This is a genomic window from Blastopirellula marina DSM 3645 (assembly GCF_000153105.1).
GTDB classification, from domain to species: Bacteria; Planctomycetota; Planctomycetia; order Pirellulales; family Pirellulaceae; genus Blastopirellula; species Blastopirellula marina.
The window spans coordinates 856,071-872,476 of sequence record NZ_CH672377.1; the positions used below are offsets into that span (position 1 = coordinate 856,071).

General features: G+C 55.1%; 8 protein-coding genes. 5 read left to right on the plus strand and 3 right to left on the minus strand.

Annotated features, from left to right (window positions below; genetic code table 11):
- Nucleotides 1-33 precede the first annotated feature (33 nt).
- On the minus strand, nucleotides 34-2,853 hold the full coding sequence (locus DSM3645_RS22510) for a glycosyltransferase (protein ID WP_002654905.1): 2,820 nt from the start codon (nucleotides 2,851-2,853) through the stop codon (nucleotides 34-36).
- 1,082 nt (nucleotides 2,854-3,935) lie between these two features.
- Here DSM3645_RS22510 and DSM3645_RS22520 point away from each other — a divergent pair.
- The 3 genes from DSM3645_RS22520 (at nucleotide 3,936) to tsaD (ending at nucleotide 7,902) form a co-directional block, all read left to right on the plus strand.
- Nucleotides 3,936-5,069 carry a DegT/DnrJ/EryC1/StrS family aminotransferase gene (locus DSM3645_RS22520; protein ID WP_002654906.1) on the plus strand — a complete coding sequence of 378 codons (1,134 nt, stop codon included), beginning with the start codon at nucleotides 3,936-3,938 and terminating at the stop codon, nucleotides 5,067-5,069.
- A 419-nt stretch (nucleotides 5,070-5,488) separates the two neighbouring features.
- Nucleotides 5,489-6,856, plus strand: coding sequence for a S41 family peptidase (locus tag DSM3645_RS22530; RefSeq protein ID WP_002654909.1), 1,368 nt, complete (start codon nucleotides 5,489-5,491; stop codon nucleotides 6,854-6,856).
- Between the two features lie 17 nt (nucleotides 6,857-6,873).
- A complete protein-coding gene (gene tsaD / locus DSM3645_RS22535; RefSeq protein ID WP_002654910.1) occupies nucleotides 6,874-7,902 on the plus strand; it encodes a tRNA (adenosine(37)-N6)-threonylcarbamoyltransferase complex transferase subunit TsaD in 1,029 nt (342 codons plus the stop codon).
- Between the two features lie 9 nt (nucleotides 7,903-7,911).
- Here tsaD and DSM3645_RS30720 read toward each other — a convergent pair whose 3' ends face one another.
- Together DSM3645_RS30720 and DSM3645_RS22545 are read right to left on the minus strand one after the other, a co-directional pair.
- Nucleotides 7,912-11,787: a hypothetical protein gene (locus DSM3645_RS30720; RefSeq protein WP_161603405.1), complete on the minus strand. Its 3,876-nt coding sequence runs from the start codon at nucleotides 11,785-11,787 to the stop codon at nucleotides 7,912-7,914.
- 282 nt (nucleotides 11,788-12,069) lie between these two features.
- Entirely contained in the window at nucleotides 12,070-12,849 is a 780-nt protein-coding gene (locus DSM3645_RS22545; RefSeq protein WP_131282798.1) for a hypothetical protein, read from the minus strand.
- Nucleotides 12,850-13,452: 603 nt separating this feature from the next.
- Between DSM3645_RS22545 and DSM3645_RS22550 the strand changes: the two genes are divergently transcribed.
- Nucleotides 13,453-15,360, plus strand: a complete 1,908-nt coding sequence (locus DSM3645_RS22550; RefSeq protein ID WP_002654913.1) for an SLC13 family permease — start codon at nucleotides 13,453-13,455, stop codon at nucleotides 15,358-15,360.
- 188 nt (nucleotides 15,361-15,548) lie between these two features.
- Nucleotides 15,549-16,403 (plus strand): FkbM family methyltransferase, encoded by an 855-nt coding sequence (locus DSM3645_RS22555; RefSeq protein WP_002654914.1) that lies wholly within the window; start codon nucleotides 15,549-15,551, stop codon nucleotides 16,401-16,403.
- Nucleotides 16,404-16,406 lie beyond the last annotated feature (3 nt).

Sequence of the window (16,406 nt, forward strand, 5' to 3'; positions counted from 1 at the left end):
CGAAATCATGGCGTCCCAAGAAGGCCCATCCGTTCAAAACTTGATGCAACTTGCATCTCCCAGGCTCTCGCCAGGAATCTCGCTAATCTCATCCCCATTCGCCATCTCCACCATCAAATCATAGAGACGCTCGCCGAATTTTCGTAATGAAACCTCATCACGACAAATTTGCTCGAGTCGATCCAATTGAGATGCGCCGTTACCGGTCAAATCGACCCTCGCGGCTTCCAGTGCATCCGCCAATCCAACAGCCGAATCACCCTCGTAGAAATGCGAACCGATTCCGAATCGCTGATCCAAGAATTCCGCAGCTTTGTAACGCCTAGAAACAACGGGCTTTCCAAACCACGCGCCTTCAATCATCGAGTAAGAGCCATTATCAAAGCGCGCCGCATTGACGACAATCTTAGACCTTTGGAACAGGTCCATCAGTTGGGAGTTATTAGTATAGCCCAAGAACACAACATCCTCGCCTTCAACTAATCCAAGCTCATGCACCAATTCGCGAATATGCTTTATGTGCCTGTCGTCTGGATAGTCCATTGAATGCTTGGAAAACCACTGCGTCCCCCAACCCGTATGAACGAGCTGCCAGTCCTTCCACCCCAAACGCTTCTTCACTTCCGCAAAGCCCCGCAACATTGCTTCGGCGCCCTTATGAGCGGACACGTTCGCAACATTCAGGACAAATGATTCTTTGAGACCCTGAACATGCGTGGGATGAATCGAAGTAAATTTTTTTGCAGGCTCGTGGGCGAGTGGAATCATTCGACAACGAGAGGATGGAAGCTGGTACTCTTCAATCACATCTTGAGCCGTTGGCGAAGTAGTCGTCACAGTGACGGTGGCCGCATTAGTGGTGGGACGTATCCCTCGGCGCACCATATTATCCCACTCTGCCCCCGCAAATACTTCAGGAAGATGGAGCCGGAGCATGTCATGAATCAAAATGCCGTAGGGTCGGATCGGTGGAAGCGGCATAGTGAATTGATCCACGAATGCAAACCAACCATCGCTCTCTAGCAGAAAATCATTCCTGCCGCCAAAAAAGAAGAATTCATCGGTCGCTTGCTCCGCCAGTATGGTCGCCTCGTTTGGCAACGCATTGATTAAGCTGGTCTTGGAGACAATGACCGGTGGAAGTGGTTCAACATGTAGGTCAGGGAGCTCCAACTGCAATTCTAAATATCCTTGCTGTTCAGGATGAACCCCCAAAACGAATTCCAACTGCTGGCGCTCGCGATTGATTAGCACCAAGGATCGAACAATACTCGACGTCGCTTGCCATACGCCGCCTGCATAAGCGATATGATGCAGCAGAGTGATTCGTCGGCGTGTTTTGCCTGGAAGTAGTTTTTCAACCGGTCGAGCACGATTTTCATTCCGGTGAATTTCTGCGGCTTCATGGCATATGTTCAAACACTCGAGCGCAGAATTTTTCCAAGACCGCTTACGAATCTCAGTACTCGCCTCCTGCTGGTTCTCTCGAATTGCCGCTCCGTTGCTGCGAATCTGCATGATCGCCCGAGCAAAGGAATTCGGATCCAGCGGATCGATGTAAAGAATCGCATCGTCCATCGACTTGAACTGTTCTGCAATCGCAGGAATTCGAGAACAAGCGACCGGGCATGCGGCCTGGATCGCTTCGTACAGTGGAAATACGGTTGCCTCGAATTGCGTGGGAACAATGGCTCCCATCGCATGTCGATATAAAGCTCCCAGCCGTTCCCTGGAAGCAGGCCCAACAACGTGAATCCTATCAACAAGCCCCAATTCAGCAGCCAATGCACTGAGTTTCGCAGGCATTTCGTTGCTATCGCCATACAACACGAGGCTGAAATCTTCGATCTGATAATCGTCACGTAGCACAGCCACCGCCTGCACTAGCTGATGATGCCCGCTATAGGGACCAAATGAGGCTGGGCATAGCACAAAGGGACGGCTGAGTAGTTGCGGTCCGACAAGCCTTTCGGACTCATGCTCACTTGTACGAGGAAAGGGCGCCGCACCCGCAGTCGACACCATTCTAATTTTCTCCGGTGGTGCCCCCAGTTGCTTTATCAAGTCATTCGGGCGAATGAAATCTGATATGCAAGCAACGAGCGTCGCCTCGCTAGTCCTTGCTAAAGTGAGGGAATTGATATTTCGGACAAAACCTGGGTCAAATTCCTCCGAGTGGTTCTCCTGGATGACGCCGTGAGTGAATACCACCGCGGGAACATTCAGAGGAGTCTTCAGCACACCACAAGGCACAATCCAGACGTCGCATTCCGCGTAACTCGCGACTTGCTGAGCTGTCGAGTTGACATGAAAGCTACTCCGGGGCATTGACTTGCAAAACAGCTGGGCTATTCCCGCCTTCGCGCCCAACTTGCAGTAGCGAAGCCCGCACTTTACTCGGGCACACAAATTAATTAGACGTATCATCGGTTTTATCGCAAATGAAAACCTCTGACCCCTCGGACGTTGCGAGAGATTACGGCTCCAAACGTCGACGCGATCCAGTTCTACTTCTAGCCTCATCTTTATACTCTCGCGTTTCACCGAGAGATTTCTCAATACTGCAGCCCCCCATTCGCCTAAGGCCTCGGACAGCTTCACTCGCTGCTCCGCTTTTTCCGGCAGAACCATGACCCGCGCAGGAAATCGCTTGGCGAGGCCGCTAAACAAATGTTGATCGCCAGGTCGGACGAGAATTCGCAGCTCGATTTGTTCCGGTTGCTGCATCAGCCCTTCGATCATGTTGGCGATAAATTTTCCCACCTCGCCCTGATCAGGAGCCACGGTGAGACTAGAGTAATCGCACCACACGCCGATCCGAAATGGTCGCTTAGCATTGGTGGTATTACTCATCGATAACCTGCGAATCCCGGAGAAAAACCAGCTGTATTTGCGGCATTTGGGCCACTTATGGGTTGATGGTAAGATGCCGTTGCCGCAAAGGTCAAGATCATTTGATTCGACCAAGAATCTGGATTCTCAACCGGCGTGTTAGCAAAAATCCGAACCGTTCGTGCCATGGAAAGAAAAAAATTGTGTTCGGGAAATCGGAACCCTGGTCGACGGCAAGTCGCAAGCATCATCAATCCGGTATGCCCCAATTTTCTGTATCAGGCGTTACGAAAGATCGGGTTGGGAAGCTGCGCAGCGACGCACGAACTCGGCCGGGTCAGCTAACCGAGCGAACGGTTGTCATTGAAGTCCTCTCGACACGATGAGCAGCATGCACCAGCGAGGCCAGGAGCGGCATGGAGCCTTCATGAGTAATTGACCGCGACTGAGGGGGCACTTTTGGGTCTCCTCAATATGCCGACTGATTCGGTTCGAAAGAAATTCGTTGACTTGACGGATCATCGAACGCGTAAGATTTTTGCACTATCGCTCTGGGGCAAATCTCGGCAGTTCTAAGTCGGCCAGATTTGAGAAGTGCTTGCTGAGCTTGATCACCTCATTGCATGAAACCACCCCTGGGCACATCATCACGATCGACGCGTGGATTTTGCGATGCAGTTCTGACGCCGCTAGCAGCAATGCTCCGGATCCGTAGGGCGAGAATCTGAGCGACCGTCAATCATGTGAGTCTTGATCAAGAAAGTCCGACTCGATGGGAAACCAGAAAGGAATCGCACAAGAGATCACCGACAGCGGGGGCATTTATTGCTTAGCGCCTATAAAGCGGATCAGTGTTTGTTTCTCACTGCAAGAAATGGCTTTTTCGCCGACCGGACGGGGAACGATTATGACAAGACCAATCTTCGACGGCATTAGACTCATTGAGCTTGACCCAAAATCTGAATTTTCCTAGACTCCCTCAGCACAAATCGCTGCAAAACCAAATACTGCTCTGCATTGGATTTAGCAAAGCGTATGTTTGCGCGGCTGTCGACCAGTGCATTTTAACTTCCGTTGGAATGGAATCTGTAGCGGAGATCCCTATGTGGAAAATACCTGTTGCTAGTGCGGACGTCACTGGCAAAGAAGAAGAATATGTCGTTGAAGCCATTCGCAGTTCCTGGATCTCCTCGAGCGGCGCATTTGTTGATCGTTTTGAGAAAGAGTTTAGCGAACTCTGCGACACGAAGCATGCATTGAGCTGCGCGAATGGAACGGTCGCTCTCCATTTGGCGATTTTAGGACTGGGCCTTCGTCCAGGGGACGAAGTTATCGTCCCTTCGATGACCTACATTGCGACCGCTAATGCGGTACGATATTGCGGCGCAGAGCCGGTCTTCATTGACATTGATCCCAACACTTGGTGCATGGATCCCACTCAAATTGAAGAAGCAATCACCCCCCGAACAAGAGGCATTATTGCAGTCCATCTGCTTGGTCATCCGGCGGACATGGACGCAATCAACGAAATCGCTTCGATCCATGGCTTGTGGGTTGTTGAAGATGCAGCTGAAGCCCACTTCGCACTTTACAAGGGGAAACCCGTTGGCTCTTTGGGTTCAGCGGCAACCTTTTCATTCTTTGGAAATAAGCTCTTCACCTGCGGCGAAGGAGGTGCGGTCACCGTTAACAGCGATCAGTTATCCCTCCGCCTGAAGACGCTTCGCGGTCAAGGAATGGATCCCCGAAAAAGGTATTATTTCCCAGTAATCGGATACAATTATCGGCTGACAAATGTTGCATGTGCGATGCTGTGCGCGCAACTGGAGCGTCGGTCCGAAATCATGTCACGACGCATTGAAATCTTCCAGCGCTACAATGAAGGCCTGGCTCAAATTCCCGGCGTACGCTTACAACCCATAGCGTCTTGGGCGACGCATTCCCCTTGGATGCATGCCGTCCTGATCGATTCGACTGAATATGGCCGAACGCGAGACGAAGTGATATCCGGATTAGCTGCGAAGGGAATTGATTCTCGCCCCTTCTTTGTGCCGATCCACACGCTTCCTCCATATCAAAATTCGCCGGTCGTTCGTGACCTCCTGCCACATACAGATTTTCTAGGCTCAAGCGGATTGATGCTCCCTACTTACAATGCGCTTACCAATGAAGATATCGACACGGTCGTCCACATCATTAGTGAACTGAGCACGGCCCGATTGCGTCGAGCCGCGTAACCCCCCTGGAAGGAATTGCGGGCAAATGCCCGCTTTCAAAGAACTAAAAATCGTCGACTTCCAGGTCGCTTCGCTGATCGCTAAAGTCTGAAATACTTCGGCTGATGACTTGCCCGCCGCCAATATCGCCTCGCCTTCCTGCAAGGCCTGGCCTTCACAATCTGTTCCGGCGAACGCCGTTTACGCTTCTTCGTCATCGGAGTCTCCCTGGCCAAAATCGGCCTTTAGATTCTCATACCACATGGACCCGATTGTGGAGAGCGCGCCACCCTGCCGAGTCCATCGCATCCAACGTAATGCACTCCAAGTGATCTATCAATTGCCGTAACTTGCGTCGTACCCTATACTTCAGTAGTCCGTGACTCTGTTTCGCGGTCTTCTCATTCCTCGGTACGAACGCCCTGCGAGCAGTTACGCCCATGTGGAAAAATCCTGCTAGTTTCGCGCTTTCCGCGCTGACCACTTTCGCATTGCTCCTGCCGATGGAACGCTTGACTTGGGCGGCCGGCCCGACGCCGAGCGAACCAAGCGTCAGCCAACCCTCTCCCTACGCCGAAATCGACGATGACTATGTCGAATTAATCCAGATGTTCGCTGACGCGCTGGACCAGGTCGATCGCAACTATGTGGAAAAACTCGATCGCCGCAAGCTTATCGAAGCTGCGATTCGCGGCGTCATTACCGAGTTGGATCCCCATTCGACCTATATCCCCCAAGAAGAGCTAGCCCGGTTTCGCACCAACATCGATCAGCAGTTTGGCGGCATCGGCATCCAAATTGATTCTCGCAATGGCCAGCTGATCATCGCGAGTCCCTTGGTGGGCGGTCCCGCCTATGACGCGGGTCTGGGCGCCGGCGATCGCATCTTGGAGATTAACGGCCAGAGCACCAAAGGCATGACGATCGACGACGCGATTGCGCGCTTGAAGGGAGACGAAGGAGAAACCGTTTCTCTCGTGATCTATCACCCGGCTGAGTTTAAGACCGAAACGGTTGAGTTGGAGCGTGAGATGATCCAACTGCAAACCGTGCTCGGCGACCAGCGTCTCGAGAACAATGACTGGGACTACATTTACGATCACGACCAGAAGATCGCCTATGTCCGCATTACGATATTCAGCCGCAATACCGCCGAAGAGTTCGCCGCGGTCCTGCAGCAATTGAAGAAAGACGAAATCCGCGGGCTCATCGTTGATTTGCGTTCAAACCCCGGCGGTCTGCTCAGCGCCGCGATCGAAATCTCGGATCGCTTTATCAACGAGGGGAAAATCGTCAGCGTGGAAGGCCGGAATACTCCCAAGCGAGAGTGGAGCGCCGTCGCCGACACGACCCTGGTGGACGTTCCGGTCGCCGTATTGGTCGACCATTTTAGCGCCAGCGCCAGCGAAATTGTTTCGGCTTGCCTGCAAGATCATGAACGTGCGGTCGTGATCGGTCAGCGAACCTGGGGCAAAGGGAGCGTGCAGAATATCATCAATCTAGAAGAGGGCAAAAGCGCGATGAAGCTAACGACCGCTAGCTATCATCGCCCGAGCGGCAAAAATATCCATCGCTTGCCCGACGCCAAAGATACCGATGAGTGGGGCGTTTCTCCTTCGCCTGATATGGAAGTCGAAATGACGCCCAAGCAACTCGCCAACTTCCAGAACTACCGCCGTCGACGCGACATGGGGACGCTTATCCCGCACCCCCCAGCTCCAGAACCGCCGCTGGCCGATGTCGACCCAGTGCTGGCCAAAGGGCTTGAATATCTCGAATCGAAACTCTCACAACCAGCCTCCCCCTAATTACGCAGCGACGGTTTATGAATCTGTTGACGATCGAGACGACCTGCGACGAGACAGCCGCAGCCATCATTAATGAAGATCTCGAGCCTTTAGCGAGCGTTGTCGCGTCGCAAGAAAAGCTTCACCAGCGATTCCATGGAGTTGTTCCTGAGATCGCCGCACGCGCTCATCTCGAGCGAATCATGCCGGTGATCGACGAGACGCTCGCTCAAGCGAACCTGACCCTTGCCGATATCAACGCCGTCGCCGTCGCCCATACTCCCGGCTTGGCTGGCTCGCTGCTAGTTGGCGTCTCGGTCGCGAAGACGCTCGCCTGGTCGCTGGGCGTGCCGCTTGTCGGCGTCAATCACTTACACGGACATATTTACGCTTGTCGACTCGCCGCTGGTCGCGACATCTTTCCTTGCGTGGGACTGATCGTCAGCGGCGGGCACTCGAGCCTCTACGATTGCTTGGGCCCTTCCGATTTTGTCCCGCTGGGCGGAACGATCGACGATGCGGCCGGCGAAGCGTTCGACAAGGTCGCGTCGATGCTGGGACTCCCCTATCCGGGCGGCCCTTCGATATCACGATGTGCGGCGGATGGAAATCCCCAGGCGATCCCTTTTCCTCGGCCGTTTCTCCAAGATTCGTCTCGACTCGACTTTAGCTTTAGCGGACTCAAGACAGCGGTCCGGTACGAGATTGCGGGACCTGGTCGCCCCGATTTTTCCGCTATCGAGATCTCCGCTCAACGTCGCGCCGACATTGCCGCCAGCTTTGAACAGGCGGTCGTCGATTGCCTGGTTGGCAAAGCGGAACTAGCAATCCGAAAAGCGGGACGCACCCGACTGTGTGTTGGCGGCGGTGTCGCCGCGAATCGCCGCCTGCGCGATGCGTTACAAGAGATGGCCGACCGTAACCAGATCGAATTGATCATCGCTCCCTTCGCCCTCTGCACCGACAATGCGGTGATGGGGGCGATCGCATGGGAAAAAATAAAGGCCGGCAGCTACGACGAACTTTCACTCGACGCAGCACCCGGCCTGATTCGCGAACGCGTTTAACAACGCCTACTAGTTGTCATCATCATCGTCGTTGTCGCCGCCGCCGGTTCCGGATTCAATCGTATTGAAATCGCCCGAACCGATATTGAACGTCGTGACGTTGCCGATTTGCGTGAAGCTCGGGAAGCCGGTGAAGCGAACGTATCGCCGATCGGCCGAAATCACCGCAAACGATGTAAACTGCACGCCTTCGGGCAGAACCGTAATCTGCGGTCGAAAACCGACGCTGCTGCGATTGCGAATAAACGGACGCGTGTTGGCCACTTCTTGCCGATCCGTTGCATACGCTTCGCTGCTGTACGAATCGGAATAGCTATCCAGCGCTTGGGCTAACACGGCTCTCCCCATTTCGGCATGCGCCTTGGCGGCGACTTGCACTTGATTCTCTTCCAGGCTGTCCGTGCGACGTCCTTCTTTCAAGGTGAAATTCACCATCGCAGCGGTATCGCCCAGCGGAATTTGCTGACGCAAGTGCTTCTGCTGCTTGGCGCCGTACGAGGTGTAAACGTCGACCGTCACTTTGCCGGCGGTCACTTCACCCCAGATGCGACGAATGAGCAACTTGTAGTCGCCGGGGAAACCGACGGGGCAAACATAAGTCTCGGAAAAACCTTGGTCATCTTGTTGATTTAAGGAAGAAGCCGCATCACCCAGCAGAACGCCGCCGCCAACCGAGCGAGGGTTGCGAAGTGAGCAAACGGTTCCGGTCGGCTCTTCTACGGCAATGTCGAGATCAGCGTCGCCGGTCCAAGAGACGTTCACAATGCAATCGCGAATCAACGCTTCATTCAGTTCCTGGCTGAACTCTTTCGCTTCATCGAGCCGGCCCTCTTTTTGCAATCGGCCTAAAGCCGCTTTGGCGGAGAGAAACGCTTCGGTTTTGATCTTCACGCTTTCCGTCGGCCAGGCTTGCTTCAAAGCGCCGACGCACGCCCAACGGACGCCGTCAAAATCATCCAGGCGTTTGGCGGCTGCAAGGCCCAATGCGTACGGCTCAGGACGAAGCGGTTCGATCTTGGCGACTTCCTGAAACAGCTTGAGTGCTCGCTCATCGAGCCCGACGCGGGTCATGTAGATCGCCACATACAGCATGTGCTCTGGGCCCGAAGTGAAATCGATCGCCGACATCAAGCTTCGCTCGATCTCTTCTTTCGGTGCGTGATTTAACTGCATCGCCATACCCAACGCCTCGTACATCCAAGGTTGCGGCTGGCCATGACGCAGAAACGATTGAATCAACGCGGTCACTTCGTCGTATTGCTGCGAGTTCATCATGCGACGAATTTCGCTACGAACTTCCGAAGAAGGAACGTCGGCGCCCGATTCGAGCAACCGATCCCAAGCAGCGCTACGGGTCTCGCCTTCACGAACTTCTAACTTTAGTTCTGGTTTCGCTTCGATTGCCGGAGCCGCTTCGATCTTGGCCGCTTCCACCGAAGTCTTCACTTCCGCTTCCGCTTCCACGGTTGGCCCTAGCTTCAAAACCGCCTTCTCATCATCGACGGCAAAGAAACCACCGCCACCGCCGCCTTGACCGCCACCACCGCCTCCAAAGCCGCCGCCGCCTTGGCCGCCACCGCCGCCAAAGTTGCCGCTGCTACCGCCTTGGGCGCCAGAACCAAAGCCGCTACCGCCAGAGGGAATCGGCATCACCAAGTCAGCGACCGGGTAAACCTTGGTCACTAGTTCCGATTCAGCATCTTCCGGAGTCGTAATTTCCAACACTTCGTTGGCGACCACATAGGTCAGTTCCAACTCCTTCAGCAGCAAGCGAAGCGCTGAACGCAGGCTGATACCTTCCAGATTACGCGTAACCGGCACGTCCGGTGAAAGCCCCACGTCTTCCAGTGCGCGATTGTTCAATTGAATTTCGATGCCGTGCAGCGTCTTCAGGTATTCGACGACTTCGACCAGCGGCGTGTCGATAAAAGCGATCTTGGTCTGCTCGTTGAGTTGCTCAAAGATCTTCTTTTCGGCGTCGCCCGTGGTCGCCAAGTCGACTGACGAGTATTTCTTACGACGGCGGGTGATGTCTTCCCAGAATTCGCGATCGGCGTAAACGATCGGCGGTTCGTCCGGAAACGGAACATGGGACTGCTCCACCAGCCACAGCGTATCGATCACGCCCTTGTAGCGACGTTCACGAATTCGTTCGATGTTGTAGAAATTGCCAACCAGCTCGGCGTTGTAAACGGCGCCATGCGTGGCCAAGTTCAACGGATCAATCTCGCGAGCCGCATAAGCCGCTTCTTCAGCTTCGACATATTTGTGCTCGTCCATCAGCGCGTTAAACATTTCCATGATGCTTCGCACACGCTCTTCGTCGCGAAGCAACGTTTCAGTAATGCGAATGCGTTCGGCGGCGATCGCGGCGTTCTCGTCACGTTCTAGACGTTCGGATTCGACCTGAACCGCACGTCGATCCGCCATCTGAATGGCGCTGACGATCTTGTTACGCAGACCACGTCGGATGTCGGCTTGCAGTTCGGGAGCGCGATCCACGCTCTCCAACAGCAGCTTCAGCGAGTCTTTCACCATGGCGGGCTGAACGCCCATTTGCTCGCGGGCATTGGCCAACGCGTTTTCGACTTCGATCTTGATCACTTCCGCTTGGCGGATTTGCTGACGTTGCACTTCGCTCAGGAAGTTACCTTCGTCCGCGTCCAAGTCGGCGCCCGGCTGAGCTTGGGCATTGACCATTCGCAGCGAGTCATCATCACCAATCTGCGATAGCGCGGCTTTTCTCACCAGCGTCGCTTGCGGATTGTTCGGGTCACGCTGCAGCGCGGCGTCGGCCAGGCGCTGGGCGCCCACCGCATCACCGGTCGCAAGCGCTTGTCCGCTCATTTTCGAGAAGGAATTGGCCGAAGCCAGCATCACGCGAGCCGTCTCACGCAGACCGACCGAACCGACCGTCGGCAGGCTCATGCCGCCATCTTTTTTGGCCAGTTCCATCAACTGCGGCAGATAGGCTTGATCGTCCGATGGTTCCGGCTTGGCGGCGAAATTGAGTGGGATCGTCTTGCCATTGGACATGCCGGTCAACTGGACGGTCACTTCGCCTGCATCTGCAAGTTCGCCAACCACAATCGTGTCGCGATCTCCACGCAGCGGCGGAGTTTGTTTCGGATAGACAACCGAGACGTTGCTGGAAAATTTCACGTCGGTCGGCCAAATCACAGGCGTCTCGGCGGCGGCAGCGATCAAAGCGCCGGCGTCAGCCGACGCTGCTTCGTTGCTGTCGGCAATCACGACGCCGCCGGTCTGATTGGCCAAGACGGCCAGCAGTTGAATGTCACGTTCTGGACCGATGGCGAACGCATCGACCGACGCACGCGCCTTCGTCAGAGCGCCGACCAGATTTTTCAGTTCGGCGTCTTCCAACGAGCGAGCGCGGCTGGCGCCGTCACCCAAGTAAACGATCGAGCGGGGAGTATCGAGTCCGTTTTGGAATTGCGACGCCGCTTCGCTCAACATCGTCGGCAAATCGGTCGAACCAAGGGGGGCTCGCTTGGCCAACTTCGCCAGTGCTGCGTCGGCTTCTGGACCGGTCGGAGCGACGAAACCATCGTTCATCGCGACCGCATGCAGATCGCCTCCCATCACTTTGACGCGCGTTTGCGGCGAAAGTGACGCCAATAACGCTTTCAGCGTATTGAGAGAGTCTTCGCGATAGATGCCGGTTTGACTCGCCGAAGTATCGACGATCACCACCACTTCGCCCGGCACGGCTTTGAGCTTCTCACCGGGAGAAATACTCATCGCAAAGTAGGTTTGTCCGCCTGTCGCTTCGTAGGTGGCAAGCTTCGCTTCTTCGGCCATTACTTGGCCAGCGACGCTTGAACCCAACAAGATTGCGAGCGATGCGAAGAGGCATCGTGTCATGCGCTCACCTTTGGGCATATTCAGACTCCAAAACCGTCGAAAGGATGTGTCGAGGAGGGGGATTCCCTGTTCCAGCGAATACCCACTGTTTTAGCAGATGCGGATAACAGAAGGCGCAGAATTGCATTCCGCAACTGAACTTGTATTCTATTTCCCGCCTGAAATAGACGCTACAAAATTCTACCGATTGTCGCAAGTTTAGCTGGATTAACATTTCCGGAAAACCGGCACACTCAAGCGCCGCCGCCCAAAGTGCCGGTCTTCATCGAACCCGGAACCCTTCTAGCGAAGTATGTCAAACCCATCAATGACGGCATCCCAGCGTTCGAGAACTTGTCGCTCGGCAGTCCGATAGCTGCGGATCTCTCGCTCCTGATGAGCATGCCGGGCAGCTTCCAGCCCTTCGGTAAGATCCAAATTCCCTATCCAACGAATCCCCTCTTGCGTGCTACGCGACCATGCGAAGATTTGCGCCGCAATGGTGACCGTCCAGGCCGCCCCCTGCCCTGGCTGAGGAGCCTCGGTCACTTCTTCTTCCTCCAAGTACTCGTTGTATTCCGAATAACCGTACGGATCGAGCGAGTTGACGAAGTCGGATGGGCCCGAATGGAGATAGGCGATCTCTTCGTCAGTCAGCGGGGACTCCTCATCCTGCAGCAGGCTCACGACCTCGTCGATCATGCCGGGTTCGATCATGTCGGAATCGCTGCTCTCATTCTCCGACGCAAAGTGCTCGACGACCGGAGGCATCGGCGGGCAATCGTCTTGCAATTGAGCTTCGACAAGCAACTGGGCTTCGACGAGCGGTCGAGCGGCGACAATCTGGGCGTACTCTTCGTCCAAAATGAATGCTTCAACCGCTGCAAGCTCTTTCTCTGTAACCATTTCCGATGCGGCGACCGACGCCGAGGCAGAAACCGGCAACCAACCGGCCAGCGAACGAGAGATCAGGCTCTTCATCCGCAAGTCGAACTGAGCCAAGCGAAAATCGGCCGGATGTTCGGGGCTCTCCCAAAAGAGCTCGCTCACCTTTTCCCAAGCGAGCTGGAGCTCGTACTGCACGACTTCCGTACGATTTCGGCCGCGGAGATCTTTCGCCACGTTAATAGAAAAGCGACTTTCACCAGAGGGTTTCGTGCGATTAGGTTCCAGACAATCGCGAATCGCTTTGTTCACCCAGTCGGTTTTGGCGTAATCCGCAATCGGAGTCGCGACAGAAGATAGATCCGAGTCGCTCGCCTCAAACGAGGCGAAATCGCAAGGTCCGGGCAAACCGTCTGCAAAACTAAGGGTGGGGATGCAAACTAGCAGGACGTATAGCGAGCGTAGGCCCAAGAACGACATCCGTTGTCTCCAGCGGGGGGCATTGGTTGATTGTATTTTTGAGAGGGCCCGCGAAGATCCTTTCGCGGCGGCCCGTATTCGGCGTGACAGATGTCGTATCGGCGAATTACGACGTGACACGTCAGGCAAACCGGGAATACTAGGAGAGATGCAGGTTATGCGAGATATGAAGGCGACCCCTCTTGATATGCTGTTTACAATGACTCGATTCCGCAAGCAGTCGCGACATCTCGGCGGTACCGCATTCCCAAGCGGCGGCGGAAGCCTCAGAATCATCACTTCCCCAGCTGTTCGCCCTGCCCTGTCGCCAACATTGATTGAATGGTTCCTGAATTTCTGCATCCTTGGCTCGCGATCGCGACAACGGTCAGCGTATTTATCACGCTGCAGGTGACGCGTCGCATCCCGATTGACCTGCTGTTTTTGTTGGCGCTGGTATTCTTGGTCCTGACCGGCGTCCTCTCCCCGGCCGTCGCGATCTCCGGCTTCGCCAGTCGCGCCGTCTTGGCGATCAGCGCGCTATTGGTTGTTGCGGCCGGACTGCGCAGCACCGGCGTGCTCGACTGGATCGGCAATGCACTGTTGGGAGATGTGAAGTCCGAAGGCACGGCGCTGCGTCGCATCGCCGGACCGATTGTCGCTAGCAGCGCGTTCATCCTGAACACGGCGCTGGTCGCGATGATGATGCCGGTCCTGATTGATTGGTGTCGCCAGCGCAACCTTTCGCCGTCAAAACTTCTATTGCCGCTCAGCTATCTGACCATCCTGGGAGGCGTCTGCACGCTGATCGGCACCAGCACGACATTGGTCGTCAACGATCAGCTGCGACTGAGCTATTCGGCGATGCAAGCCGAAGTCGAACAACTGCAAATGGAAACCCCGCTCAACTCGGCGGCGATCACGGCGCGACAAACAGCGCTGCCGCATGTCGCACCGATGGGCTTCTTCGAGATCGGCATGGTCGGGCTGCCTTGCGCGATCACCGGCACTCTCTTTTTGATGTTCGTCGGTCAGAAGTTGCTGCCGGGCTCGCCGGACTTGATCGAACAGCTCGGAGATCAACGGCGCGAGTACCTGGTGGAGATGCAGGTCTTGCCAGAGTGTCGCCTGGTGAACAAAACGGTGGAAGAAGCAGGCCTGCGCAATCTGCACGGGCTGTATCTGATCGAAATTGATCGAAACGGCGACATCCTGACGCCGGTCGCGCCCGGCGATCAAATTCGCAGCGGCGATCGCTTGGTCTTTACCGGAGTAGTTTCGACGATCGTCGATCTCGAGAAGATTCCGGGGCTGGTGCCGGCCGCCGATCAAACGTATGAGTTCAACCCCTCTTCCCGTCAGCAGCGCCATATGACTGAAGTCGTCTTGTCGCGCACCTCGCCGCTGATCGGCAGTACTGTTCGTCAGGCGAACTTCCGCGCGTTGTACAACGCAGCGGTCATCGCCGTACATCGCAACGGCATGCGTTTGACCAACAAGATCGGCAACATTGAACTAGAGCCAGGCGATACCCTATTGCTGCAAACCCGCGGCGACTTTATCGCCCAACATCGCAACAGCCGCGACTTTTATTTGGTCAGCAGCGTCGAAGGCGCCGAACCGCGCCGTCATGATCGCGCGTTGCTAGCGGCCGGCTTGATGAGCGTACTGATTTTGTGGATGACGCTTGCTTCTTTGTTTGGCGAAGGCGGCTTAGCCGACCCGGCCATCGCGGCACTCTCGATCGCGGCGCTGATGGTCTTGCTGCAATGCGTCAAATCATCAGACGCTCGAGCCGCGATCGACTTACAGGTCGTCGTCACCATCGCCGCTGCGCTGGGACTGGGCAGCGCCCTCTGGCAAAGCGGCGCCGCCGAAATGATCGCCGAGATGCTCGTGCAAATCGTCGGCCCCCGTCCCTACTTGTTGCTAATCGTGATCTATCTGCTGGCGCTGATTTTTACCGAAATGATCACCAACGCCGCCGTCGCCGCGCTGCTATTGCCGATCGCAATCGCAGTGGCGATCGAAGGAAACCTGAATCCGCGCCCCTTCATCATGGCGATCGCATTGGCGGCGTCACTCTCGTTCTTAACGCCGATTGGCTATCAAACCAATTTGATGGTGATGGGCCCCGGCGGTTATAAACCACGCGATTACCTGGTGGCCGGCATCCCGCTGGCGTTGATCGTGGCGACCACCGCGCTGGTGCTGATTCCGCTGGTCTGGCCACTGACTTTGGTCGAATAGGCGTAGCGTTAGCGATCTTGCTTCACGTTGATTCGCGGCATGGTGCTAGCAGCGAACCGAGGTTTCCCACGGGCGTTTTCCTGTTGCTATAGCCTGGGGATTGCATTTCTCGTTAATATTCCCCCATCGTCGGAACCACGACGCGTTTCCCGGCGCCTCGCTCAGAATATCCTTGGGAGCTCCTATTCGTGATCAAAGCGCTACGTCAAATTTACACAGGCTTTCGCACCGACTCTTCCAACGGATCACGCAGGGGAGAAAAGTCGTGTCGATACTATGTCAAAGACTACCAATACTGCGGGAAAAAAGTGAGCGGAGCTTTCCGATATGGAGCGATGGATGAAGGCATTTTCTCCGGTATCTTTCGCGAATATCGTCTGGAGGCAATCAGTCAGTCGCTCGCAGGTCGTGAAGCGACAATTGTCGATATCGGCGGGCACATCGGCGGTTTTAGCGTCATCGCCGCATCGCTCTTGCCCCAAGCCAAAGTGCAGGTCTACGAATACATCTCCGACAACGTGCGGATGATTCAGACGAATATGCTGCTCAACGAAGTACAGAACCAAATCCAAGTCTTCAATGTCGCCGTCGGCGATCGTAGCGATCAGGTTGTTCCCAACAAAACATTTGACGACTTGGACGCGAATGCGCCTCGTAAGAAACGGGCCAATACCGGCGGAAATTGCATTGCGGATGCGGCGACATCGCAGGGATCCTGTGAGAACGGAATTCCCACCTTGGCCGCCAAAGAAATTCTAGCGCCGCTAGAACAGGTCGACATCCTCAAAGTCGATTGCGAAGGATCAGAATTCAAGATCTTGTTCAGCCTGGATGCATCCGACTACAAAAAGATCAAGATGATCACCGGTGAGATTCACCATATGTCCAATCACTACAACGAAAGCCAAACGAACGGCCATCTTTGGAGCGGCCCGGAATTGTTGGATTATCTGCGCCAGTTCTATCACCAAGTGGAAGTCCAATCGCAAGCGAATCCAGAATCGGATTACTTACAAATCTTCACCGCATGCGATCCTAAATAACAT

Bases quoted from the DNA above. Each gene is read 5' to 3' on its own strand.
- DSM3645_RS22510 (WP_002654905.1), bottom strand. From the start codon at position 2,853: ATGAGTAATACCACCAATGCTAAGCGACCATTTCGGATCGGCGTGTGG.
- DSM3645_RS22520 (WP_002654906.1), top strand. From the start codon at position 3,936: ATGTGGAAAATACCTGTTGCTAGTGCGGACGTCACTGGCAAAGAAGAA.
- DSM3645_RS22530 (WP_002654909.1), top strand. From the start codon at position 5,489: ATGTGGAAAAATCCTGCTAGTTTCGCGCTTTCCGCGCTGACCACTTTC.
- tsaD (WP_002654910.1), top strand. From the start codon at position 6,874: ATGAATCTGTTGACGATCGAGACGACCTGCGACGAGACAGCCGCAGCC.
- DSM3645_RS30720 (WP_161603405.1), bottom strand. From the start codon at position 11,787: ATGACACGATGCCTCTTCGCATCGCTCGCAATCTTGTTGGGTTCAAGC.
- DSM3645_RS22550 (WP_002654913.1), top strand. From the start codon at position 13,453: ATGGTTCCTGAATTTCTGCATCCTTGGCTCGCGATCGCGACAACGGTC.